33 protein-coding genes are annotated in these 19,215 nt (G+C 45.0%); 31 read left to right on the plus strand and 2 right to left on the minus strand.

All coding sequences use genetic code 11. The features are described 5' to 3' along the window. Positions 1–69 precede the first annotated feature (69 nt). Both HMPREF3107_RS05590 and HMPREF3107_RS05595 read right to left on the minus strand, forming a co-directional pair. Positions 70–963, minus strand: coding sequence for a polyprenyl synthetase family protein (locus HMPREF3107_RS05590; RefSeq protein ID WP_070454188.1), 894 nt, complete (start codon positions 961–963; stop codon positions 70–72). Beyond that, on the minus strand, positions 950–1,180 hold the full coding sequence (locus HMPREF3107_RS05595) for an exodeoxyribonuclease VII small subunit (RefSeq protein WP_070454189.1): 231 nt from the start codon (positions 1,178–1,180) through the stop codon (positions 950–952). Before HMPREF3107_RS05595 ends, HMPREF3107_RS05590 begins: the two co-directional genes overlap by 14 nt. A gap of 191 nt (positions 1,181–1,371) precedes the next feature. On the opposite strand from HMPREF3107_RS05595, the gene purB reads away from it, so the two are divergent. The 31 genes from purB (at position 1,372) to rplQ (ending at position 19,087) form a co-directional block, all read left to right on the plus strand. Beyond that, positions 1,372–2,742 (plus strand): adenylosuccinate lyase, encoded by a 1,371-nt coding sequence (gene purB, locus HMPREF3107_RS05600; protein ID WP_070454190.1) that lies wholly within the window; start codon positions 1,372–1,374, stop codon positions 2,740–2,742. Between the two features lie 266 nt (positions 2,743–3,008). After that, positions 3,009–4,220 (plus strand): NAD(P)/FAD-dependent oxidoreductase, encoded by a 1,212-nt coding sequence (locus HMPREF3107_RS05605; protein WP_070454191.1) that lies wholly within the window; start codon positions 3,009–3,011, stop codon positions 4,218–4,220. A gap of 112 nt (positions 4,221–4,332) precedes the next feature. Continuing rightward, positions 4,333–5,397: a class II fructose-bisphosphate aldolase gene (gene fba, locus HMPREF3107_RS05610; RefSeq protein WP_070454192.1), complete on the plus strand. Its 1,065-nt coding sequence runs from the start codon at positions 4,333–4,335 to the stop codon at positions 5,395–5,397. Between the two features lie 270 nt (positions 5,398–5,667). After that, positions 5,668–6,312 carry a 50S ribosomal protein L3 gene (gene rplC / locus HMPREF3107_RS05615; RefSeq protein ID WP_070454193.1) on the plus strand — a complete coding sequence of 215 codons (645 nt, stop codon included), beginning with the start codon at positions 5,668–5,670 and terminating at the stop codon, positions 6,310–6,312. Next, complete coding sequence (rplD, locus tag HMPREF3107_RS05620) at positions 6,312–6,932, plus strand: 50S ribosomal protein L4 (RefSeq protein ID WP_049248918.1); 621 nt, start codon at positions 6,312–6,314, stop codon at positions 6,930–6,932. Before rplC ends, rplD begins: the two co-directional genes overlap by 1 nt. Next, complete coding sequence (gene rplW, locus HMPREF3107_RS11420; protein ID WP_003772554.1) at positions 6,929–7,243, plus strand: 50S ribosomal protein L23; 315 nt, start codon at positions 6,929–6,931, stop codon at positions 7,241–7,243. The genes rplD and rplW overlap by 4 nt, the downstream gene beginning before the upstream one ends. Positions 7,244–7,249: 6 nt before the next feature. Continuing rightward, positions 7,250–8,083, plus strand: a complete 834-nt coding sequence (gene rplB / locus HMPREF3107_RS11425; protein ID WP_083284629.1) for a 50S ribosomal protein L2 — start codon at positions 7,250–7,252, stop codon at positions 8,081–8,083. Between the two features lie 5 nt (positions 8,084–8,088). Beyond that, positions 8,089–8,367 (plus strand): 30S ribosomal protein S19, encoded by a 279-nt coding sequence (rpsS, locus tag HMPREF3107_RS11430; RefSeq protein WP_002215422.1) that lies wholly within the window; start codon positions 8,089–8,091, stop codon positions 8,365–8,367. Between the two features lie 10 nt (positions 8,368–8,377). Further along, positions 8,378–8,707, plus strand: coding sequence for a 50S ribosomal protein L22 (gene rplV, locus HMPREF3107_RS05630; RefSeq protein WP_003772559.1), 330 nt, complete (start codon positions 8,378–8,380; stop codon positions 8,705–8,707). 9 nt (positions 8,708–8,716) lie between these two features. Beyond that, positions 8,717–9,412: a 30S ribosomal protein S3 gene (gene rpsC, locus HMPREF3107_RS05635; RefSeq protein ID WP_070454195.1), complete on the plus strand. Its 696-nt coding sequence runs from the start codon at positions 8,717–8,719 to the stop codon at positions 9,410–9,412. Beyond that, positions 9,396–9,812 (plus strand): 50S ribosomal protein L16, encoded by a 417-nt coding sequence (gene rplP, locus HMPREF3107_RS05640; RefSeq protein ID WP_003772561.1) that lies wholly within the window; start codon positions 9,396–9,398, stop codon positions 9,810–9,812. Before rpsC ends, rplP begins: the two co-directional genes overlap by 17 nt. After that, positions 9,812–10,003 (plus strand): 50S ribosomal protein L29, encoded by a 192-nt coding sequence (gene rpmC / locus HMPREF3107_RS05645; RefSeq protein ID WP_049253178.1) that lies wholly within the window; start codon positions 9,812–9,814, stop codon positions 10,001–10,003. The genes rplP and rpmC overlap by 1 nt, the downstream gene beginning before the upstream one ends. Next, positions 10,003–10,266, plus strand: coding sequence for a 30S ribosomal protein S17 (rpsQ, locus tag HMPREF3107_RS05650; RefSeq protein WP_070454196.1), 264 nt, complete (start codon positions 10,003–10,005; stop codon positions 10,264–10,266). Before rpmC ends, rpsQ begins: the two co-directional genes overlap by 1 nt. A gap of 227 nt (positions 10,267–10,493) precedes the next feature. Then, positions 10,494–10,862 carry a 50S ribosomal protein L14 gene (gene rplN / locus HMPREF3107_RS05655; RefSeq protein WP_003772566.1) on the plus strand — a complete coding sequence of 123 codons (369 nt, stop codon included), beginning with the start codon at positions 10,494–10,496 and terminating at the stop codon, positions 10,860–10,862. 11 nt (positions 10,863–10,873) lie between these two features. After that, positions 10,874–11,197 (plus strand): 50S ribosomal protein L24, encoded by a 324-nt coding sequence (gene rplX / locus HMPREF3107_RS05660; protein WP_070454197.1) that lies wholly within the window; start codon positions 10,874–10,876, stop codon positions 11,195–11,197. 9 nt (positions 11,198–11,206) lie between these two features. Further along, entirely contained in the window at positions 11,207–11,746 is a 540-nt protein-coding gene (gene rplE / locus HMPREF3107_RS05665) for a 50S ribosomal protein L5 (protein WP_070454198.1), read from the plus strand. 2 nt (positions 11,747–11,748) lie between these two features. Continuing rightward, the gene (gene rpsN, locus HMPREF3107_RS05670; protein ID WP_070454199.1) at positions 11,749–12,054 is read left to right on the plus strand and encodes a 30S ribosomal protein S14; all 306 of its coding nucleotides are present in this window, start codon (positions 11,749–11,751) and stop codon (positions 12,052–12,054) included. A 14-nt stretch (positions 12,055–12,068) separates the two neighbouring features. After that, a complete protein-coding gene (rpsH, locus tag HMPREF3107_RS05675; protein ID WP_003742898.1) occupies positions 12,069–12,461 on the plus strand; it encodes a 30S ribosomal protein S8 in 393 nt (130 codons plus the stop codon). Positions 12,462–12,474: 13 nt separating this feature from the next. Further along, positions 12,475–13,008, plus strand: coding sequence for a 50S ribosomal protein L6 (rplF, locus tag HMPREF3107_RS05680; RefSeq protein ID WP_039408163.1), 534 nt, complete (start codon positions 12,475–12,477; stop codon positions 13,006–13,008). A 13-nt stretch (positions 13,009–13,021) separates the two neighbouring features. Beyond that, a complete protein-coding gene (gene rplR / locus HMPREF3107_RS05685) occupies positions 13,022–13,375 on the plus strand; it encodes a 50S ribosomal protein L18 (RefSeq protein WP_003772577.1) in 354 nt (117 codons plus the stop codon). A 17-nt stretch (positions 13,376–13,392) separates the two neighbouring features. Next, positions 13,393–13,911 carry a 30S ribosomal protein S5 gene (rpsE, locus tag HMPREF3107_RS05690; RefSeq protein WP_041961247.1) on the plus strand — a complete coding sequence of 173 codons (519 nt, stop codon included), beginning with the start codon at positions 13,393–13,395 and terminating at the stop codon, positions 13,909–13,911. Next, positions 13,904–14,089, plus strand: a complete 186-nt coding sequence (rpmD, locus tag HMPREF3107_RS11435; RefSeq protein ID WP_049248925.1) for a 50S ribosomal protein L30 — start codon at positions 13,904–13,906, stop codon at positions 14,087–14,089. The genes rpsE and rpmD overlap by 8 nt, the downstream gene beginning before the upstream one ends. A gap of 2 nt (positions 14,090–14,091) precedes the next feature. After that, a complete protein-coding gene (gene rplO / locus HMPREF3107_RS05695) occupies positions 14,092–14,526 on the plus strand; it encodes a 50S ribosomal protein L15 (RefSeq protein ID WP_070454200.1) in 435 nt (144 codons plus the stop codon). Positions 14,527–14,539: 13 nt separating this feature from the next. Then, the gene (gene secY / locus HMPREF3107_RS05700) at positions 14,540–15,835 is read left to right on the plus strand and encodes a preprotein translocase subunit SecY (RefSeq protein WP_070454201.1); all 1,296 of its coding nucleotides are present in this window, start codon (positions 14,540–14,542) and stop codon (positions 15,833–15,835) included. An 18-nt stretch (positions 15,836–15,853) separates the two neighbouring features. Further along, the gene (gene infA, locus HMPREF3107_RS11440) at positions 15,854–16,072 is read left to right on the plus strand and encodes a translation initiation factor IF-1 (RefSeq protein WP_003772586.1); all 219 of its coding nucleotides are present in this window, start codon (positions 15,854–15,856) and stop codon (positions 16,070–16,072) included. Positions 16,073–16,092: 20 nt separating this feature from the next. Then, on the plus strand, positions 16,093–16,206 hold the full coding sequence (gene rpmJ, locus HMPREF3107_RS11445) for a 50S ribosomal protein L36 (protein ID WP_049248928.1): 114 nt from the start codon (positions 16,093–16,095) through the stop codon (positions 16,204–16,206). Between the two features lie 52 nt (positions 16,207–16,258). Continuing rightward, positions 16,259–16,621, plus strand: coding sequence for a 30S ribosomal protein S13 (gene rpsM, locus HMPREF3107_RS05705; RefSeq protein ID WP_003772587.1), 363 nt, complete (start codon positions 16,259–16,261; stop codon positions 16,619–16,621). Positions 16,622–16,640: 19 nt separating this feature from the next. Continuing rightward, the gene (gene rpsK / locus HMPREF3107_RS11450) at positions 16,641–17,036 is read left to right on the plus strand and encodes a 30S ribosomal protein S11 (RefSeq protein WP_083284630.1); all 396 of its coding nucleotides are present in this window, start codon (positions 16,641–16,643) and stop codon (positions 17,034–17,036) included. A 20-nt stretch (positions 17,037–17,056) separates the two neighbouring features. Then, complete coding sequence (rpsD, locus tag HMPREF3107_RS05715; protein WP_070454202.1) at positions 17,057–17,677, plus strand: 30S ribosomal protein S4; 621 nt, start codon at positions 17,057–17,059, stop codon at positions 17,675–17,677. Positions 17,678–17,703: 26 nt separating this feature from the next. Continuing rightward, complete coding sequence (gene rpoA / locus HMPREF3107_RS05720) at positions 17,704–18,687, plus strand: DNA-directed RNA polymerase subunit alpha (protein ID WP_070454203.1); 984 nt, start codon at positions 17,704–17,706, stop codon at positions 18,685–18,687. A 25-nt stretch (positions 18,688–18,712) separates the two neighbouring features. Further along, entirely contained in the window at positions 18,713–19,087 is a 375-nt protein-coding gene (gene rplQ / locus HMPREF3107_RS11455) for a 50S ribosomal protein L17 (RefSeq protein WP_083284631.1), read from the plus strand. Positions 19,088–19,215: the final 128 nt, after the last annotated feature.

The following is a 19,215-nucleotide window of genomic DNA, read 5'->3' on the forward strand; positions in this document are numbered from 1 at the left end:
GTCCTGATTTAAATTTAATCCACTATATTGTGTTTTCAGACGGCCTCTGTGTTTTTTTTGGGGGGGGGGTCAGTTTTTCCTCGCGGTAACGAATTGGGCGAGGCCGCGAAGGTGTGCGGCGCGGCTGCCGAAGGGTTCGAGTGTTTCGAGTGCTTCCGCTACGAGTGTTTCGGCGTATTGCCGTGCGGCCGACAGGCCCATGAGTTTGACGTAGGTCGGTTTGTCGTTGTCGGCGTCTTTGCCGGCGGTTTTGCCCAGTGTGTCGGTGTCGGCTTCGCAGTCGAGTACGTCGTCTATGACTTGGAAGGCGAGGCCGAGGCGGGCGGCGTAGCGGTCGAGGCGTTGCAGGTCGTGGTCGGTCAGGTCGGGACAGCTGAGGCCGCCGAGGGCGGCGGCGGCGCGGATGAGTGCGCCTGTTTTCAGGCTGTGCATTTGTTCGAGTTCGCTTTGGGTGATGCTGCGGCCGACGTTGGCGAGGTCTATGGCCTGCCCGCCCGCCATGCCGAGGCTGCCGGAGGCGCGCGCGAGGGTGGAGAGCATGTGCAACTGGCGTTGCGGCGGCAGGGCGGTGGGGCGGCTGAGGAGGTCGAAGGCAAGGGTTTGCAGTGCGTCGCCCGCGAGCAGGGCGGCGGCTTCGCCGTAGCGGATGTGGCAGGTGGGGCGGCCGCGCCGCAGGCTGTCGTTGTCCATGGCGGGCATGTCGTCGTGAACGAGGGAGTAGACGTGTATGAGTTCTATGGCCGCCATCGCGGCTTCGACGGCATCGGGAACGGCTTCGCCCAGTTCGGAGGCGGCAAGCACGAGCAGGGGGCGCAGGCGTTTGCCGCCGTCGAGGGCGGCGTAGCGCATGGTTTCGTGCAGGCTTTGCGGGAGTTGGTTTTCAGGCGGCATCAGGCGTGCCAGAAGCAGTTCGGTTTGCGCCTGCGCCTGTGCCTGCCAGGTTTTCAGTTCATTCGTCGGCATCGAGTGTCAGCTCCTTGAGGCCGTCGGCATCGAGCACTTGCAGTTTTTGTTCGACTTCGGCCAGTTTGGTTTGGCAGTATTTGACCAGTTCGTTGCCTTCTTGGTAGGCGGCGAGTGCTTCTTCCAGCGGTATTTCGCTGTTTTGCATGGCCTGGGTCAGGGTTTCGAGGCGTTTGATTGCTTCTTCGAATGTTTTCGGTGCGGGGGATTTTTTCATGTCGGATACGGGTGGTGCAAAAAGGGGGCATTGTATCGCCGCTGTTGATGAAATGCCATTGTGCGGCATTTTGGGGTTTTGAGGCCGTCTGAAAGCGGGGAAGGGTGGTTTTCAGACGGCCTTTGGGGGTGTTTGTGCGGCGGTTTGAAGTATAATCGCGCTTTTCTATCGTTCTGAACAGGAATCCGAACATGATCAATCCGATTGCCGCTTTGTCGCCGTTGGACGGGCGTTATGCGAAATCCGTCGAGGCCTTGCGCCCCGTTTTTTCCGAATACGGCCTGATGAGGGCCAGGGTCAGGGTGGAGTTGTCTTGGTTGAAGGCGTTGGCCGCCGAGCCGAAAATTGTGGAGGTGCCGCCGTTTGACGAGGCGGTGTTGGCCGAAATCGATGATGTGATTGCCGGTTTTTCTTTGGAGGACGCGGCGGCGGTGAAGGCCATCGAGGCGACGACCAATCATGATGTGAAGGCTATTGAGTATTGGTTGAAGGAGCGGTTTGCCGGTGTGCCTGCGGTGTCGGCGGTGTCGGAGTTCATCCATTTTGCCTGCACCAGCGAGGACATCAATAATTTGTCTCACGCTTTGATGCTGCGCGAGGCGCGCGATGAAGTTTTGCTGCCGAAGTTGGCCGAGGTGTCGGATAAGTTGCGCTCGTTGGCGCATGAGTTGGCGGCGGTGCCGATGATGAGCCGTACGCACGGGCAGCCTGCCACGCCGACGACTTTGGGCAAGGAGGTCGCCAATGTGCTGTACCGTTTGGAACGTCAGGCGAAGCAGCTTTCCGCTCAGGAATTTTTGGGCAAAATCAATGGCGCGGTGGGTAATTACAATGCCCATATGGTTGCGTATCCCGATGTGGATTGGGAGGGGCATTGCCGTCGTTTTGTCGAGGAAGATTTGGGGCTGACGTTCAATCCGTACACGATTCAAATCGAGCCGCACGATTATATGGCGGAGTTTTTCCAAGCCGTTTCCCGCATCAATACGATTCTGATTGATTTCAACCGCGATGTGTGGGGCTATATTTCCCTCGGCTATTTCAAGCAGAAGGTGAAGGCGGGCGAGGTGGGCTCTTCCACGATGCCGCATAAGGTCAATCCGATTGATTTTGAAAATTCCGAAGGCAATTTGGGTATGGCGAATGCGGTTTTGGCCTTTTTGTCGGAAAAACTGCCCGTGTCCCGTTGGCAGCGCGATTTGACCGACAGTACGGTGTTGCGGAATATGGGTGTCGGCATCGGTTATGCGGTGTTGGGTTTGGCGGCGCACCTGCGCGGGCTGAACAAGCTGGAGGCGAATCCCGCCGCGTTGGCCGCCGATTTGGATGCGACTTGGGAGTTGTTGGCCGAGCCGATTCAGACGGTGATGCGCCGCTACGGCGTGGCCAATCCTTATGAAAAGCTGAAGGATTTGACGCGCGGCAAAGGCGGCATCACGCCAGAGGTGCTGGCATCGTTTATCCGCGATTTGGATATTCCGGACGGCGCAAAACAGCAGTTGCTGGATTTGACTCCGGCATCGTATGTCGGCAAGGCCGAGAATTTGGCGAAGCGGATTTGATGTCCGGCTGATGCGGCGGAAAGGCCGTCTGAAAATGCAATGGCTGTTGTGTTTTCAGACGGCCTTTTTCCCGAGTGGGGCCGTCTGAACAGGGCGGGTGCTGTTTTTCCGTTTGGCTGTGTCCGTTTGTTTGGGCGGGTTCAGGCGGCCGGGAACGGATAAACATGCCATCCGATTGTCAGCTTTTGCCGTTTGTCGTTAGAATGGGACATGAAAGATTGTGAAACGGCAAATATTCAATCAGATTTTTAAAAAAAGGGTGAACGATGTCTGCATTTATCTACGATGTGGCGATTATCGGCGCGGGACCTGCAGGCTCTGTGGCTGCGGCTTTGTTGAATCGGAGCGGCCTGAGTGTCTGCGTGTTGGAGAAGCAGCATTTCCCCCGTTTTGTGATTGGCGAGAGCCTGCTGCCTTATGCGATGGATGTGCTTGAAGAGGCAGGCTTGATGAGGGCGGTTCAGGCGGCCGGCCTGGGGTTTCAGTATAAAAACGGTTTTGCATTTTCTTGGGGTGACGAATATACCTCGTTTAGTTTTTTGGATAAATTCGGCACCGGCAATGAAACGGCGTTCAATGTGCCGCGTGCCGCTTTCGACAAACTGCTGATAGACGAAGTGGAAAAGCAGGGCGTGGCGGTGCGCTTCGGCGAAAGTTTGAAGTCGTTCGATAACGAGGGCGATACGGTGCTGCTAACCGTGCAGCGGGAAAACGGCGAAACCTATGATATGGAAACCCGTTTCGTGCTGGATGCCAGCGGTTTCTATCGCGCCCTGCCGCGCCTGATGGGCTGGGATTTGCCGCCGAATACGGTGATGCGCCAAGTGCATTTTACCCACATCGACGACCGTATCACTTCGCCGAAATTCGACCGCAATAAGAATTTGGTGTGCATTCATCCGAAGCATCGTGATGTTTGGTTGTGGCTGATACCGTTCGGCAACGGCCGCAGTTCTGTCGGCGTGGTTGGCGAAGAACGTTATTTCGGTCACAACGGCAGTGCCCGCATTCTGAAGCAGGCGGTGTCGGAAGTGCCTTATCTGGCGGAAATACTTGCCGATGCAAAATGGGACAACGATTTTCCGTTTAACTACCTGCCGGGTTATACCACCAAGGTAAAAGGGCTTTACGGCCGCCATTTTGCCCTGCTGGGCGCGTCGGGCGAGTTTCTCGACCCCGTGTTCTCATCGGGGGTAACGATAGCCGTGCAGTCGGCCAAGTTGGCGGCAGATTGCGTGATTCGCGAGTTGCGCGGAGGTAAGGTGGATTGGCATAAAGAGTTCTCCGTTCCTTTGATGGGCGGCGTTACTGCGTTCGGTAGTTACATCAAGGGATGGTATGACGGGGGTTTCCAAGATTTGATATTCGATAAAAAATGCAATCCCGATGTCCGCCGTATGCTCTGCGCGATTTTGGCCGGATATGCTTGGGATAGAAACAACCCCTGCGTCAGCGATTCGCAAATGCTGTTTGGCTAATCAGGATGTTTTGAGGCCGTCTGAAAAGTGCATCTGCCTTTCAGACGGCCTCTCTTCTTTGCTATAATCCATTCCGATTACAGTCAACTACACATTCAAACAGGAGTTTCCTATGGCACTCGTATCCATGCGCCAACTGCTCGACCATGCAGCCGAAAACAGCTACGGCCTGCCCGCATTCAACGTTAATAATCTTGAGCAAATGCGCGCCATTATGGAGGCTGCCGATTCCGTCAACGCCCCCGTTATCGTTCAAGCATCCGCCGGCGCGCGCAAATATGCAGGCGCGCCGTTTTTACGCCACCTGATTCTGGCGGCAGTCGAAGAATTCCCGCACATCCCCGTCGTCATGCACCAAGACCACGGCGCATCGCCCGACGTGTGCCAACGCTCCATCCAACTGGGCTTCTCCTCCGTCATGATGGACGGCTCGCTGATGGAAGACGGCAAAACCCCGTCCACCTACGAATACAACGTCGACGTCACCCGTACCGTCGTTAACTTCTCCCACGCCTGTGGCGTATCCGTCGAAGGGGAAATCGGCGTATTGGGCAACCTCGAAACCGGCGAAGCAGGCGAAGAAGACGGTGTAGGCGCAGTCGGCAAACTCTCACACGACCAAATGCTCACCAGCGTTGAAGATGCCGTGCGCTTTGTTAAAGACACGGGCGTGGACGCGCTCGCCATCGCCGTCGGAACCAGCCACGGCGCGTACAAATTCACCCGTCCGCCCACCGGCGACGTATTGCGCATCGACCGCATCAAAGAAATCCACCAAGCCCTGCCTAATACCCACATCGTGATGCACGGCTCCAGCTCCGTTCCTCAAGAATGGCTGAAAGTCATCAACGAACACGGCGGTAAAATTGGCGAAACCTATGGCGTACCCGTAGAAGAAATCGTCGAAGGCATCAAGCACGGCGTGCGCAAAGTCAACATCGACACCGACCTTCGCCTCGCCTCCACCGGCGCCATCCGCCGCTTCATGGCAGAAAATCCGTCCGAATTCGACCCGCGCAAATACCTGAGCAAAACCGTCGAAGCCATGAAACAAATCTGTCTCGATCGCTACCTTGCATTCGGTTGCGAAGGTCAGGCAGGAAAAATCAAACCTGTTTCACTTGAAAAAATGGCCGACCGCTACGCCAAGGGCGAACTGAGTCAGGTAATCCGTTAAGGGTAAGCGAAATCGGATTTGATTTATCGGTTTAAGGGTGGTTTGAAAAATAATTTCAGACCGCCCTTTTTGATTTTCAGACGGCCTGATTATTGCGTTACCGAAAAAATACAACGATTGGCCGACAAGTATGTGAAATCCGATATTTTTCTTGAAAATACATGCGCTAATGTAGTATAGTACGGGGCTTGGCATTCGATGCCAAGAATTTATTTTTGTCCGAATGGTTAGCCAATCGTAGCTAACCCCTTTTATTTAAGGAAAATAATCATGACATTAGGTCTGGTTGGACGCAAGGTAGGCATGACTCGCGTGTTTGACGAACAGGGTGCTTCTGTTCCGGTAACCGTGTTGGAAATGACTCCGAACCGCGTCACTCAACTCAAATCCGAAGGTGCTGACGGTTATACGGCCGTTCAAGTTACCTTCGGTCAGAAAAAAGCAAATCGCGTTAACAAGGCTGAAGCTGGACATTTTGCAAAAGCAGGTGTTGAAGCTGGTCGCGGTTTGGTTGAATTTGCTATTTCTGCTGAAAAAGCTGCTGAACTGCAAGCAGGTGGCGAAGTAACTGTAGCCCTGTTTGAAGCTGGTCAGCTGGTCGACGTTACCGGAACCTCAAAAGGTAAAGGTTTTTCCGGTACGATCAAACGACACAATTTTGATTCTCAACGTACCTCTCATGGTAACTCGCGCTCACATCGTGTGCCTGGCTCTATCGGTATGGCTCAAGATCCGGGCCGTGTTTTCCCGGGTCAGCGCATGGCGGGCCAATACGGTAACACTAAAGCAACTGTGCAAAATTTAGAAATTGTACGTGTTGATGTAGAACGTCATCTTTTGCTTGTTAAAGGTGCAGTGCCGGGTGCTGTGAATAGCGATGTAATTGTACGTCCTAGCGTGAAAGTGGGTGCGTAATGGAATTAAAAATAATCAACGCTCAAGGTCAGGTTTCAGGCGCTTTGTCTGCCTCTGATGCTTTGTTCGCGCGTGAGTATAACGAGGCATTGGTTCATCAGTTGGTAACCGCATTTTTGGCGAATGCCCGTTCCGGTAATCGTGCACAGCTCACTCGCGCAGAAGTTAAACATTCTACTAAAAAGCCGTGGCGCCAAAAGGGTACGGGACGTGCCCGCTCAGGTATGACCTCTTCTCCGTTATGGCGTAGTGGTGGACGTGCGTTCCCCAACAAGCCTGACGAAAATTTCACTCAAAAAGTAAACCGTAAAATGTACCGTGCCGGTATGGCGACTATTCTGTCGCAGTTGGTGCGTGACGAACGGCTTTATGTGGTTGAAGAGCTGGCTGCCGCCACTCCTAAAACTAAAGAGTTTGCCGGACAGGTAAAAAATTTAGGTTTGGAACAGGTGTTGTTTGTAACTAAACAGCTTGATGAGAATGTTTACTTAGCTTCTCGCAATTTGCCAAATGTATTGGTATTGGAAGCACATCAAGTTGATCCTTATAGTTTGCTGCGTTATAAAAAAGTAGTTTTTACTAGGGATGCAATTGCCCAGTTAGAGGAGCAGTGGGTATGAATCAAGAACGTTTGATGAAGGTAATTTTAGCCCCTGTTGTTTCTGAAAAAAGCAATTTGTTGGCTGAAAAGCGAAACCAAATGACTTTCAAAGTATTGCCAGATTCTACCAAATCGGAGATTAAGGCTGCTGTTGAGCTTTTGTTTGGTGTTCAAGTGGCTTCGGTAACGACAACTACAACCAAAGGTAAAGTGAAACGTTTTGGTCGCACTGTTGGTCGTCGTAGCGATGTAAAAAAAGCTTATGTAAGTTTGGTTGAAGGTCAAGAGCTTGATCTCGAGGCTGCCGCTGCTGTGGCTGATAAGGAGTAAGGTAAGATGGCTATTGTAAAAATGAAGCCTACTTCCGCTGGTCGACGCGGCATGGTTCGCGTAACTACTGAAGGTTTGCATAAAGGTGCGCCATTTGCGGCTCTGGTTGAGAAGAAAAAAACTACTGCCGGACGTAATAATAATGGCCATATCACTACCCGTCATAAAGGTGGTGGTCACAAACATCATTATCGTGTGGTAGATTTTAAGCGCAATAAGGATGGTATTGCTGCTAAAGTGGAAAGAATCGAATACGATCCAAATCGTACAGCTCATATTGCTCTTCTGTGTTATGCAGATGGTGAGCGCCGTTATATCATTGCCCCTCGAGGCATTCAGGCTGGTGCGGTACTGATTTCTGGTGTAGAGGCTCCCATTAAAGCGGGCAATACTTTGCCGATTCGTAATATCCCGGTTGGTACAACCATTCACTGTATCGAGATGAAACCTGGTAAAGGTGCGCAAATTGCACGTTCTGCTGGAGCATCTGCAGTTTTGCTTGCTAAAGAAGGGGTTTACGCTCAGATTCGTCTGCGCTCTGGTGAAGTCCGTAAGATTCATGTTGATTGCCGTGCCACAATTGGTGAAGTAGGCAATGAAGAGCAAAGTTTGCAAAAAATTGGCAAGGCTGGTGCTAATCGTTGGCGCGGTGTTAGACCGACTGTTCGTGGTGTGGTAATGAACCCGGTAGATCACCCTCATGGTGGTGGCGAAGGTCGTACTGGTGAAGCTCGCGAGCCTGTTAGTCCTTGGGGTACTCCGGCAAAAGGTTATCGTACTCGCAATAATAAACGCACGAACAATATGATTGTTCGACGTCGTTACTCGAATAAAGGTTAATTAATATGGCTCGTTCATTAAAAAAAGGCCCATATGTTGATTTGCATTTGTTGAAAAAAGTTGATGCAGCTCGTGCAAGCAATGATAAACGCCCAATTAAAACTTGGTCTCGCCGTTCTACCATTTTGCCTGATTTTATTGGTCTGACAATTGCAGTACATAATGGGCGGACACATGTGCCTGTTTTTATCAGTGATAATATGGTAGGTCATAAATTAGGTGAATTCTCATTGACCCGTACCTTTAAGGGTCACTTAGCTGATAAAAAAGCGAAGAAAAAGTAGGGGATAAGACATGAGAGTATCTGCATTACATAAGAATGCCCGTATTTCTGCTCAGAAAGCTCGTTTAGTAGCAGATTTAATTCGTGGAAAAAATGTTGCCCACGCCCTGAATATTTTGACTTTTAGCCCTAAAAAAGGTGCTGAGTTGATTAGAAAAGTACTGGAATCTGCGATTGCCAATGCAGAGCATAATGAAGGTGCTGATATTGACGATCTGAAGGTTGTTATGATTTGTGTGGATAAAGCCGCATCATTAAAACGCTTTCAGGCTCGAGCTAAGGGTCGTGGAAATCGTATTGAAAAACAAACATGTCATATTGCTGTGACGGTGGGTAACTAAGGAAAAGCTATGGGACAAAAAATTCATCCAACTGGCTTTCGTTTGGCAGTAAATAAAGATTGGTCTTCAAAGTGGTTTGCTAAAAGTAGCGATTTTTCTGTTGTCTTAAAGCAAGATATTGATGTTCGCGAATATTTACGTAAACGCTTGTCCAATGCATCAATTGGCCGTGTTGTTATTGAGAGGCCTGCCAAATCTGCTCGTGTTACTATTTTCTCGGCTCGGCCAGGAATGGTGATTGGTAGAAAAGGTGAAGATATTGATGTGTTAAAACGTGATTTGCAAAATTTAATGGGTGTTCCTGTTCATGTTAATATCGAAGAGATTCGAAAACCTGAATTGGATGCACAAATTATTGCGGATGGAATAGCTCAGCAATTGGAAAAGCGTGTTCAATTTCGTCGCGCTATGAAGCGTGCCATGCAAAATGCTATGCGTGTTGGTGCAAAAGGTATCAAAATTATGACCTCTGGACGGTTAAATGGTGCTGACATTGCCCGTAGTGAATGGTACCGGGAAGGGCGTGTGCCTTTGCATACTTTGCGTGCTAATGTAGGTTATGCTACCAGTGAGGCAAATACTACATATGGTGTAATTGGATTAAAGGTTTGGGTATATACTGGCGAAGGCAAAGATGTTGTTTTGAATAAACCTGAACAAGAGCATAAACGCAGAAAGGTAGGACGCAATGCTGCAACCAACTAGACTGAAGTACCGTAAGCAGCATAAAGGACGCAATACAGGCTTGGCTCTGCGCGGTAATGCTGTTAGTTTTGGTGATTTTGCTTTGAAGGCTGTGGGTCGTGGTAGGCTTACTGCAAGGCAAATCGAAGCTGCTCGACGCGCAATGACACGTCATATTAAGCGTGGCGGTCGTATTTGGATTCGTGTATTCCCAGATAAGCCAATTACAGAGAAACCAATACAAGTTCGTATGGGTGGAGGTAAGGGTTCTGTTGAATATTATGTTGCAGAAATTAAACCCGGGAAAATTCTCTATGAGATGGATGGTGTTGCAGAATCTTTAGCACGTGAAGCTTTTGCATTAGCTGCAGCTAAGCTGCCAATTCCAACTGTATTTGTAACGAGACAGGTGGGTAAATAATGAAAACTCATGAATTGAAGAATAGATCAATTGAGCAGTTAAACCAAGAGTTGATAGATTTATTAAAAGTTCAATTTGGTTTGCGTATGCAGCATGCGACTGGCCAATTAGGAAAAACCAGTGAGTTAAAAAAAGTACGCCGAAATATTGCACGTATTAAGACTGTTTTAGCTGAAAAAGGTGCTCAATAATGATCGAAATTAAAAATGTTCGTACTTTGCAGGGTAAGGTCGTCAGCAATAGTATGGATAAAACGGTTACCGTTTTGGTTGAGCGGAAGGTAAAGCATCCTTTGTATGGTAAAGTTATTCGTCGCTCTACAAAAATTCATGCCCATGATTCAACAAATCAATGTAATGTTGGTGATGTTGTAATTATTGAAGAGAGCCGCCCTTTATCAAAAACAAAATCTTGGGTAGTTAAGGAATTGGTAGAAAAAGTGCGCTCGATATAATTTAGTTTTGCTATTTATATAGCAGGGGCGGACTTGCAATTTTAAAAAAACCGCTGTATACTCCGCCCCTTATTTTGAGCTTGCTAGATTCCTAGATGCTTCTCCCCTTGGGGCCAAAACTGATTTATTAGAACCTATTAGTTGGGTTTTAGTATTGCTATACATTGAATGCTGTAATGCAATATTAAAAGTGATAAATTAAGTTGGATTTAATTAAAGGTAATAATATGATTCAAATGCAGACCATCTTAGATGTGGCTGATAACTCTGGTGCGCGTCGCGTGATGTGTATTAAAGTGTTGGGTGGATCTAAGCGTCGCTACGCTTCTGTTGGCGACATTGTTAAAGTCGCAGTTAAAGATGCGGCTCCGCGTGGGCGGGTTAAAAAAGGTGATGTGTACAATGCGGTTGTTGTTCGTACCGCTAAAGGTGTGCGTCGTCCCGATGGTGCGTTGATTAAATTTGATAACAACGCTGCAGTGTTGTTAAATAATAAACTTGAACCTCTGGGTACTCGTATTTTTGGACCGGTAACCCGCGAGTTGCGTACTGAGCGATTTATGAAAATCGTTTCATTGGCGCCTGAAGTATTATAAGGAATAGCGCGATGAATAAAATCATTAAAGGTGACCAAGTTGTTGTGATCACTGGTAAGGATAAAGGTAAGCAAGGTCAAGTGGTTCGTGTATTGGGCGGTAAAGTTGTTGTTGAGGGTGTTAACATTGTTAAACGTCATCAAAAACCTAATCCAATGCGTGGTGTTGAGGGTGGCATTGTTTCAAAAGAAATGCCGTTGGATATTTCTAATGTTGCAATCCTGAATCCGGAAACTAATAAAGCAGACCGTGTTGGTATTAAAGTGATTGAGAATGAAGGCAAAGTTAAGCGCGTTCGTTTCTTCAAATCAAATGGCTCTGTTATTGGAGCATAAGGAGATAACATGGCTCGTTTGAGAGAGTTTTATAAAGATACAGTCGTTCCTGAATTGGTTAAACAGTTTGGTTACAAGTCAGTAATGGAAGTTCCTCGTATTGAAAAAATCACTTTAAATATGGGGGTTGGAGAGGCTGTTGCTGATAAAAAAGTTATGGAGCATGCGGTATCTGATTTGGAAAAAATTGCTGGTCAAAAACCAGTAGTTACAGTTGCTCGTAAATCTATCGCTGGCTTTAAAATTCGTGATAATTATCCTGTTGGTTGCAAAGTAACATTGCGTCGTGATCAAATGTTCGAATTCTTGGATCGTTTGATTACTATTGCATTACCTCGAGTGCGTGACTTCCGTGGTGTAAGTGGTAAATCTTTTGATAGCCGTGGTAATTACAACATGGGTGTTCGCGAGCAAATCATTTTCCCGGAAATTGAATACGATAAAATTGATGCTTTGCGTGGTTTGAATATTACTATTACAACTACTGCAAAAACTGATGAAGAAGCTAAAGCTTTATTGTCGCTGTTCAAGTTTCCGTTTAAAGGATAATCATGGCTAAGAAAGCACTTATTAATCGTGAACTGAAACGTCAAGCTTTGGCGAAAAAGTTTGCAGCCAAACGTGAGGCAATTTTTGCTGTTATTAATGATGCGAATGCAACTGAAGAAGAGCGTTTTGAAGCTCGTCTGAGGTTTCAATCCATTCCTCGTAATGCAGCTCCTGTACGTCAACGCCGTCGTTGTGCTTTGACAGGTCGTCCTCGTGGTACTTTCCGTAAATTCGGTTTGGGTCGTATTAAAATCCGTGAAATCGCTATGCGTGGCGAGATTCCGGGTGTTGTTAAAGCTAGCTGGTAATAGGAGTATTAATAATGAGTATGCATGATCCTATTTCCGATATGTTGACTCGTATTCGTAATGCGCAACGTGCCAATAAGGTAGTAGTTGCCATGCCTTCTTCAAAATTAAAGTGTGCAATTGCAAAGGTCTTGAAAGAAGAAGGTTATATCGAGGATTTTTCGGTTTCTGCTGATGCGAAGCCGGTATTGGAAATTCAATTGAAATACTATGCAGGTCGCCCTGTGATTGAGCAAATTAAACGTGTTTCACGTCCAGGTTTGCGTATTTACAAAGCTTCTAGTGAAATTCCCAATGTTATGAACGGCTTGGGTATCGCTATTGTTAGTACTTCTAAAGGTGTAATGACTGACCGCAAGGCTCGTTCTGAGGGTGTTGGTGGTGAGTTGTTGTGCATTGTAGCCTAGTGGAGAAAAGTAAATGTCACGTGTCGCAAAAAACCCAGTGACTGTTCCTGCTGGTGTAGAAGTAAAATTTGGAACAGAAGCATTGGTTATCAAGGGTAAGAATGGCGAGTTGTCCTTTCCTTTGCATTCTGATGTCGCGATTGAATTAAACGATGGTAAATTAACTTTTGCTGCAAAAAATGACAGTAAACAGGCAAATGCTATGTCAGGTACTGCTCGTGCATTAGTTAATAATATGGTTAAAGGTGTTTCAGAAGGTTTTGAAAAAAAACTACAATTGATTGGTGTGGGTTACCGTGCTCAAGCTCAAGGCAAAGTTTTGAATTTGTCTTTGGGTTTTTCTCATCCAATCGTATATGAAATGCCCGAAGGTGTTTCTGTTCAAACTCCTAGCCAAACAGAGATCGTTTTGACTGGTGCAGATAAACAAGTAGTTGGTCAAGTCGCTGCTGAAATTCGTGCATTCCGTTCTCCTGAGCCTTATAAAGGTAAGGGTGTTCGTTATGTAGGTGAAGTGGTAGTGATGAAAGAAGCCAAGAAAAAATAATTGAGGTTCACTAATGGATAAACATACAACCCGACTCCGTCGTGCACGCAAAACCCGTGCACGTATTGCGGACTTGAAAATGGTAAGATTATGTGTGTTCCGTAGCAATAATCATATTTATGCTCAAGTAATTAGTGCTGAAGGTGATAAAGTATTGGCCCAAGCCTCTACATTGGAAGCTGAAGTGCGTGATAGTCTGAAATCTGGTAGCAACGTCGAGGCAGCTGCAGTAGTAGGAAAGCGCATTGCTGAGAAAGCTAAAGCAGTAGGTGTGGAAAAAGTTGCTTTTGATCGTTCAGGTTTCCAATATCACGGTCGTGTGAAAGCTTTGGCTGAAGCTGCACGTGAAAATGGTTTAAGCTTCTAATAATTGGAGACTTTCAGATGGCAAAACATGAAATTGAAGAACGTGGTGACGGCCTGATTGAAAAAATGGTCGCAGTTAATCGCGTAACTAAAGTAGTTAAAGGTGGCCGTATCATGGCTTTCTCTGCACTAACTGTTGTTGGTGACGGTGACGGCCGTATTGGTATGGGAAAAGGTAAGTCTAAAGAGGTTCCTGTTGCTGTACAAAAAGCAATGGATCAAGCTCGTAGATCAATGATTAAAGTTCCTCTTAAAAATGGTACTATCTATCACGAGGTGCTTGGGAAACATGGTGCAACACGTGTATTCATGCAGCCGGCAAAAGAAGGTAGCGGTGTTAAGGCTGGAGGACCAATGAGATTAGTATTTGACGCGTTAGGTGTACATAATATTTCTGCTAAGGTTCATGGCTCAACTAATCCTTATAATATTGTGCGTGCTACATTGGATGGTTTATCAAAATTGTACACGCCAGCGGAAGTTGCTGCTAAAAGAGGAATGTCCGTAGAGAAGATTTTAGGGGATATTGATGAGTGAGAAAAAATTGATCCAAATAACTTTAGTTAAAAGTTTGATTGGTACCATTTCCTCGCATCGAGCATGTGCTCGCGGCTTAGGTTTAAAAAGACGTGGCCATGTTGTGAATGTATTAGATACACCTGAAAATTGGGGTATGATTAATAAAATCCGTTATTTGCTAAAGGTGGAGCTATAGTTATGTTTTTAAATACTATTCAGCCTGCAGAAGGGGCAAAGCATTCTTGCCGTCGAGTTGGTCGGGGTATAGGCAGTGGATTAGGTAAGACTTGTGGGTGTGGCCATAAGGGGCAAAAAAGCCGCTCAGGTGGTTTCCATAAAGTTGGTTTTGAAGGTGGACAAATGCCTTTACAACGAAGATTACCTAAACGAGGTTTTAGATCTTTGACTGCTTTGGTAACTGCAGAAGTTCACCTAACAGAGCTTAATTCATTGAGTTCTGATGTGGTTGATTTATTTTCTCTGAAACAAGCAGGCATTGTTTCAGATAAAGTGAAATTTGTAAAAATAATTTCATCTGGAAGCATAGAAAGAGCTGTTGTTTTAAAGGGTATCAAGGCTACTAAAGGTGCAAAAATTGCAATCGAAGCAGCTGGTGGTAGAATTGAAGAGTAAGGTTGATAACTAAATGGCAGCTAATCAGCATTTGGTATTAGAATTATTTAAGTCTGGTGAATTTAAGCAACGGCTAATCTTTCTTTTAGCTGCATTATTCGTTTTCCGGATTGGTGCTCATATTCCTGTTCCCGGTGTTGATGCAGCTGCTTTAAACGACTTTTATCAAAATTCTACCAATGGCATCCTTAATATGCTTAATATGTTTTCTGGTGGATCCTTGGAACGATTTAGCATCTTCGCAATTGGTATAATGCCTTATATCTCTGCTTCTATTGTGGTTCAGCTTGCATCAGAAATAATTCCAACATTAAAAGCGTTAAAAAAGGAAGGTGAAGCAGGCCGGAAGGTAATTACTAAATATACTCGATTGTGTACAGTTTTCTTGGCTACTTTGCAGGGTGTGGCTGCTGCTGCATTTGTTTATCAGCAGAATGTTGTGGTTATTGGACAAATAGAATTTTATTTTTCTACGATAATTTGTTTGGTAACAGGAACAATGTTTTTGATGTGGCTTGGGGAGCAGATAACGGAAAGAGGTATAGGTAATGGGATTTCTCTTATTATCATGGCAGGAATTGCTTCTGGTATACCTTTTGGAGTCTCACAATTTTTAAATGTTGCAACTAATAATTTGGCTTTAGCATTAATTGTTGTTATTAGTGTTTTGTTTTTAGTATACATTGTTGTTTACTTTGAATCAGCTCAACGTAAAATTCCTGTGCATTATGCGAGAAATTCAAATAGTCAGGGGTTTTTAGGGAAAAGCAATCATTTGCCATTTAAGTTAAATATGGCTGGGGTAATTCCGCCTATTTTTGCTTCAAGTATAATCCTTTTCCCTGTTACGATTATTGGCTGGTTTGGGAGAGGCAATAATGTAGGTTGGGTGCAAAAGCTGTTGCTATGGTTACAGCATGGCAATTCTGTTTATATTTCCTTTTTTGCAGTTTCTATTATTTTCTTTTGTTATTTTTATACTGCATTAGTTTTTAGTCCCAAGGAAATGGCAGAAAATCTCAAAAAGAGTGGTGCTTTTGTACCGGGAGTAAGACCTGGAATTCAAACATCTCTATACTTAGAGAATGTGGTTATGCGCATAACTTTGTGGGGAGCAGTATATATCACAGTTATATGCTTAATTCCTGAGCTTTTTTCCTCAATTTTTGGGGCTGGTTTATCATTGGGTGGAACATCTCTATTAATTCTTGTTGTTGTGGCAATGGATTTTAGTACACAAGTTTCTTCATATAGGGTGAGCCAGCAGTATGAACAGTTAATGAAAAAATATAATAGAGATATATTATAAGTAATAGTTGAGTAGTATATGGCTAAAGAAGACATTATACAGATGCAAGGGGAAATCCTAGAGACTTTGCCTAATGCAACTTTTAAAGTGAAACTAGAGAATGATTATATAGTATTAGGGCATATATCAGGTAAGATGAGGATGCACTACATACGGATTTCGCCTGGTGATAAGGTTACCGTTGAATTAACACCTTATGATTTGTCACGTGCTCGTATTGTATTTCGAGCTAGGTAATTGAATGAAAGGAAGCTATAATGCGCGTTCAGCCATCTGTTAAAAAGATCTGTCGTAATTGTAAAATTATTCGCCGGAACAGAATAGTTCGAGTGATTTGTACTGATCCAAGGCATAAGCAACGGCAAGGTTAACTTTGCTAAAATTTGTTATTGTGGTCAGTAGTTTGTAATAAAAGGAAAAAATATGGCTCGTATAGCAGGGGTGAATATCCCTAATAATGCTCATATCGTAATTGGATTGCAAGCGATTTATGGTATAGGTAGTACTCGTGCCAAGTTAATTTGTGCTGCAACAGGTATTGAAGGTAGCACAAAAGTTAAAGACTTGGATGAAAATCAATTGGAAGCTTTACGTGAGCAAGTTCTTCAGTATGAAGTCGAAGGTGATTTGCGTCGTGAAATAACTATGTCTATTAAGAGATTGATGGATATGGGGTGTTATAGAGGTTTCCGCCATCGTCGTGGTCTTCCTTGTCGTGGGCAGCGTACTAAAACAAATGCTCGTACACGTAAAGGTCCAAGAAAAGCTATTGCAGGTAAAAAATAAATTTTAAAGGATTAGTTTAATGGCAAAAGCAAACACAGCTTTGCGTGTACGTAAAAAAGTACGCAAGACTATTAGTGAAGGTATTGTGCATGTTCATGCATCTTTTAATAATACTATCATTACTATTACCGATCGCCAAGGGAATGCATTATCTTGGGCTACTTCTGGTGGTGCCGGTTTTAAAGGTTCGCGCAAAAGTACACCATTCGCTGCTCAAGTCGCAGCAGAAACAGCTGGTAAAGTTGCCCAAGAGTATGGTATTAAGAATTTAGAAGTGCGTATTAAAGGACCAGGCCCTGGTCGAGAGTCATCTGTTCGTGCTTTGAATGCTCTGGGTTTTAAAATAATTAGCATTACAGATGTGACGCCATTGCCACATAATGGCTGTCGTCCACCTAAAAAACGTCGTATTTAGAATTTGGAGTGATTGGAATTATGGCACGGTATATTGGCCCTAAATGTAAATTGGCTCGTCGAGAAGGGACTGATTTGTTCCTAAAAAGTGCTCGTCGTTCAGTAGAATCTAAGTGTAAATTTGACTCAGCTCCTGGTCAGCATGGTGCAAAAAAAGTACGGCTTTCGGGGTATGGTCTGCAGTTGCGTGAAAAGCAAAAAATACGCCGTATTTATGGTGTATTGGAACGTCAATTTAGACGATATTTTGCGGAAGCTTCTAGAAGAAAAGGCTCCACAGGGGAATTATTATTGCAACTATTAGAATCCCGTTTAGATAATGTGGTTTATCGTATGGGTTTTGGGTCTACGAGAGCAGAAGCGCGACAATTGGTTGCTCATAAGGCTATTGTCGTTAATGGACATGTAGTAAATATCCCTTCTTTTCAAGTTCAACCAGGTGATGTTGTTGCCGTTCGAGAGAAGGCTAAAAAACAGGTTCGAATTCAGGAAGCGTTAGGGTTGGCTATTCAGATTGGTTTTCCTGGCTGGGTTGCTGTTGATACTGGAAAAATGGAAGGTATTTTTAAAAATATGCCCGACCGTTCAGAGTTAACTGGTGATATTAATGAACAGCTAGTGGTGGAATTCTATTCCAAGTAAATACTAGCTTAAAGAGGGACAGCTAAATGCATAATAGCACTTCCGAATTCTTGAAGCCTAGGCAAATTGATGTTAGCACTATATCACCTACTCGCGCAAAAGTGTCGATGCAACCATTCGAGCGGGGATTCGGTCATACTTTAGGTAATGCGTTGCGTCGAATCTTATTGTCATCTATGGATGGCTTTGCGCCAACAGAGGTTTCAATAACAGGTGTGTTACATGAATATTCTACATTAGATGGTATTCAAGAAGATGTTGTTGATGTGTTGTTAAATATTAAGGGTATAATATTTAAACTGCATGGCCGAAATGAAGTGCGTCTGAAGTTGAAGAAGTCAGGTTCAGGTGTAGTGTTGGCAAATGATATTGAGTTGCCACATGACGCTGAAGTTATAAATCCTAATCATGTTATTTGTCATTTGTCCGATAATGCTGACATTGAAATGGAAATTAAGGTCGAGAAAGGCCGCGGTTACCAATCTGTTGTAGGACGGAAAAAATCAGGGAATGAAAATAATATCGGATCTATTCAATTGGATGCAAGTTTTTCTCCTATTGCTCGTGTTAGCTTTGATGTTGAGCCTGCGCGAGTGGAGCAGCGAACAGATCTTGATCGGTTAGTCTTAGATATTGAAACGGATGGTTCTTTAGAGCCAGAAGAAGCAGTTCGTAGTGCTGCTCGAATATTGATTGATCAGATGGCTGTATTTGCTGATTTGCAAGGCACTCCTATTGAGGAAGTTGAGGAAATAGCTCCACCTATTGATCCTATTTTATTACGTCCTGTAGATGATCTGGAATTAACAGTACGGTCTGCTAACTGCCTGAAAGCTGAAGATATCTATTATATTGGTGATTTGATTCAGCGTACTGAGACAGAGTTGTTAAAAACACCAAACTTGGGTAGGAAGTCTTTAAATGAAATTAAAGAAGTTCTTGCTTCTAAAGGATTGACTCTTGGTTCAAAACTTGAAGCATGGCCTCCAATAAATTTAGAGAAGCCTTAAAGTTTGAATATTAAAGGATAATAGTATGCGCCATCGCAATGGTAATCGTAAATTAAATAGGACTAGTAGTCATAGGGCTGCAATGTTAAGGAATATGGCAAATTCTTTGTTGGTTCATGAATCTATCGTGACAACTTTGCCAAAAGCAAAAGAACTTCGCCGAGTTGTAGAGCCGTTAATTACTTTAGCTAAGAAGCCATCTTTGGCAAATCGTAGATTGGCTTTTAATCGGACACGTGATCGTGATGTAGTGGTTAAGCTATTTGATGATTTGGGGCAACGTTTTATGTCTCGTAATGGAGGCTATATTCGTATTTTAAAATGTGGATTCCGTCAAGGTGATAATGCGCCGCTAGCGTTGGTTGAATTGGTTGATAAGGCTGAGATACGGGATGAGTAATATAAAGCCGGTCACTTTTTGACCGGCTTTTTGTATATTTGCTATACGCGTCTAGATAATCTGGGATATTTGGTTCTAATAAAATTTTTGGTTGATGTAGATTAGTAGTTATGATATTTGTGCGGAAA

It is taken from the genome of Neisseria sp. HMSC31F04, from assembly GCF_001807735.1.
Lineage (GTDB): Bacteria > Pseudomonadota > Gammaproteobacteria > Burkholderiales > Neisseriaceae > Neisseria > Neisseria elongata.

Coding starts and splice junctions, on each gene's coding strand:
- rplN (WP_003772566.1), top strand. CDS start 10,494: ATGATTCAAATGCAGACCATCTTAGATGTGGCTGATAACTCTGGTGCG.
- rpmC (WP_049253178.1), top strand. CDS start 9,812: ATGAAAACTCATGAATTGAAGAATAGATCAATTGAGCAGTTAAACCAA.
- rplQ (WP_083284631.1), top strand. CDS start 18,713: ATGCGCCATCGCAATGGTAATCGTAAATTAAATAGGACTAGTAGTCAT.
- rpsH (WP_003742898.1), top strand. CDS start 12,069: ATGAGTATGCATGATCCTATTTCCGATATGTTGACTCGTATTCGTAAT.
- rpsS (WP_002215422.1), top strand. CDS start 8,089: ATGGCTCGTTCATTAAAAAAAGGCCCATATGTTGATTTGCATTTGTTG.
- rpmJ (WP_049248928.1), top strand. CDS start 16,093: ATGCGCGTTCAGCCATCTGTTAAAAAGATCTGTCGTAATTGTAAAATT.
- rpsD (WP_070454202.1), top strand. CDS start 17,057: ATGGCACGGTATATTGGCCCTAAATGTAAATTGGCTCGTCGAGAAGGG.
- rpsE (WP_041961247.1), top strand. CDS start 13,393: ATGGCAAAACATGAAATTGAAGAACGTGGTGACGGCCTGATTGAAAAA.
- rplE (WP_070454198.1), top strand. CDS start 11,207: ATGGCTCGTTTGAGAGAGTTTTATAAAGATACAGTCGTTCCTGAATTG.
- rplC (WP_070454193.1), top strand. CDS start 5,668: ATGACATTAGGTCTGGTTGGACGCAAGGTAGGCATGACTCGCGTGTTT.
- HMPREF3107_RS05595 (WP_070454189.1), bottom strand. CDS start 1,180: ATGAAAAAATCCCCCGCACCGAAAACATTCGAAGAAGCAATCAAACGC.
- infA (WP_003772586.1), top strand. CDS start 15,854: ATGGCTAAAGAAGACATTATACAGATGCAAGGGGAAATCCTAGAGACT.
- rplV (WP_003772559.1), top strand. CDS start 8,378: ATGAGAGTATCTGCATTACATAAGAATGCCCGTATTTCTGCTCAGAAA.
- rpsK (WP_083284630.1), top strand. CDS start 16,641: ATGGCAAAAGCAAACACAGCTTTGCGTGTACGTAAAAAAGTACGCAAG.
- rplF (WP_039408163.1), top strand. CDS start 12,475: ATGTCACGTGTCGCAAAAAACCCAGTGACTGTTCCTGCTGGTGTAGAA.
- rplB (WP_083284629.1), top strand. CDS start 7,250: ATGGCTATTGTAAAAATGAAGCCTACTTCCGCTGGTCGACGCGGCATG.
- rpsN (WP_070454199.1), top strand. CDS start 11,749: ATGGCTAAGAAAGCACTTATTAATCGTGAACTGAAACGTCAAGCTTTG.
- rplD (WP_049248918.1), top strand. CDS start 6,312: ATGGAATTAAAAATAATCAACGCTCAAGGTCAGGTTTCAGGCGCTTTG.
- HMPREF3107_RS05605 (WP_070454191.1), top strand. CDS start 3,009: ATGTCTGCATTTATCTACGATGTGGCGATTATCGGCGCGGGACCTGCA.
- rplX (WP_070454197.1), top strand. CDS start 10,874: ATGAATAAAATCATTAAAGGTGACCAAGTTGTTGTGATCACTGGTAAG.
- rpoA (WP_070454203.1), top strand. CDS start 17,704: ATGCATAATAGCACTTCCGAATTCTTGAAGCCTAGGCAAATTGATGTT.
- rplW (WP_003772554.1), top strand. CDS start 6,929: ATGAATCAAGAACGTTTGATGAAGGTAATTTTAGCCCCTGTTGTTTCT.
- rpsC (WP_070454195.1), top strand. CDS start 8,717: ATGGGACAAAAAATTCATCCAACTGGCTTTCGTTTGGCAGTAAATAAA.
- secY (WP_070454201.1), top strand. CDS start 14,540: ATGGCAGCTAATCAGCATTTGGTATTAGAATTATTTAAGTCTGGTGAA.
- fba (WP_070454192.1), top strand. CDS start 4,333: ATGGCACTCGTATCCATGCGCCAACTGCTCGACCATGCAGCCGAAAAC.
- rpmD (WP_049248925.1), top strand. CDS start 13,904: ATGAGTGAGAAAAAATTGATCCAAATAACTTTAGTTAAAAGTTTGATT.
- rpsQ (WP_070454196.1), top strand. CDS start 10,003: ATGATCGAAATTAAAAATGTTCGTACTTTGCAGGGTAAGGTCGTCAGC.
- rplO (WP_070454200.1), top strand. CDS start 14,092: ATGTTTTTAAATACTATTCAGCCTGCAGAAGGGGCAAAGCATTCTTGC.
- purB (WP_070454190.1), top strand. CDS start 1,372: ATGATCAATCCGATTGCCGCTTTGTCGCCGTTGGACGGGCGTTATGCG.
- rplR (WP_003772577.1), top strand. CDS start 13,022: ATGGATAAACATACAACCCGACTCCGTCGTGCACGCAAAACCCGTGCA.
- rpsM (WP_003772587.1), top strand. CDS start 16,259: ATGGCTCGTATAGCAGGGGTGAATATCCCTAATAATGCTCATATCGTA.
- HMPREF3107_RS05590 (WP_070454188.1), bottom strand. CDS start 963: ATGCCGACGAATGAACTGAAAACCTGGCAGGCACAGGCGCAGGCGCAA.
- rplP (WP_003772561.1), top strand. CDS start 9,396: ATGCTGCAACCAACTAGACTGAAGTACCGTAAGCAGCATAAAGGACGC.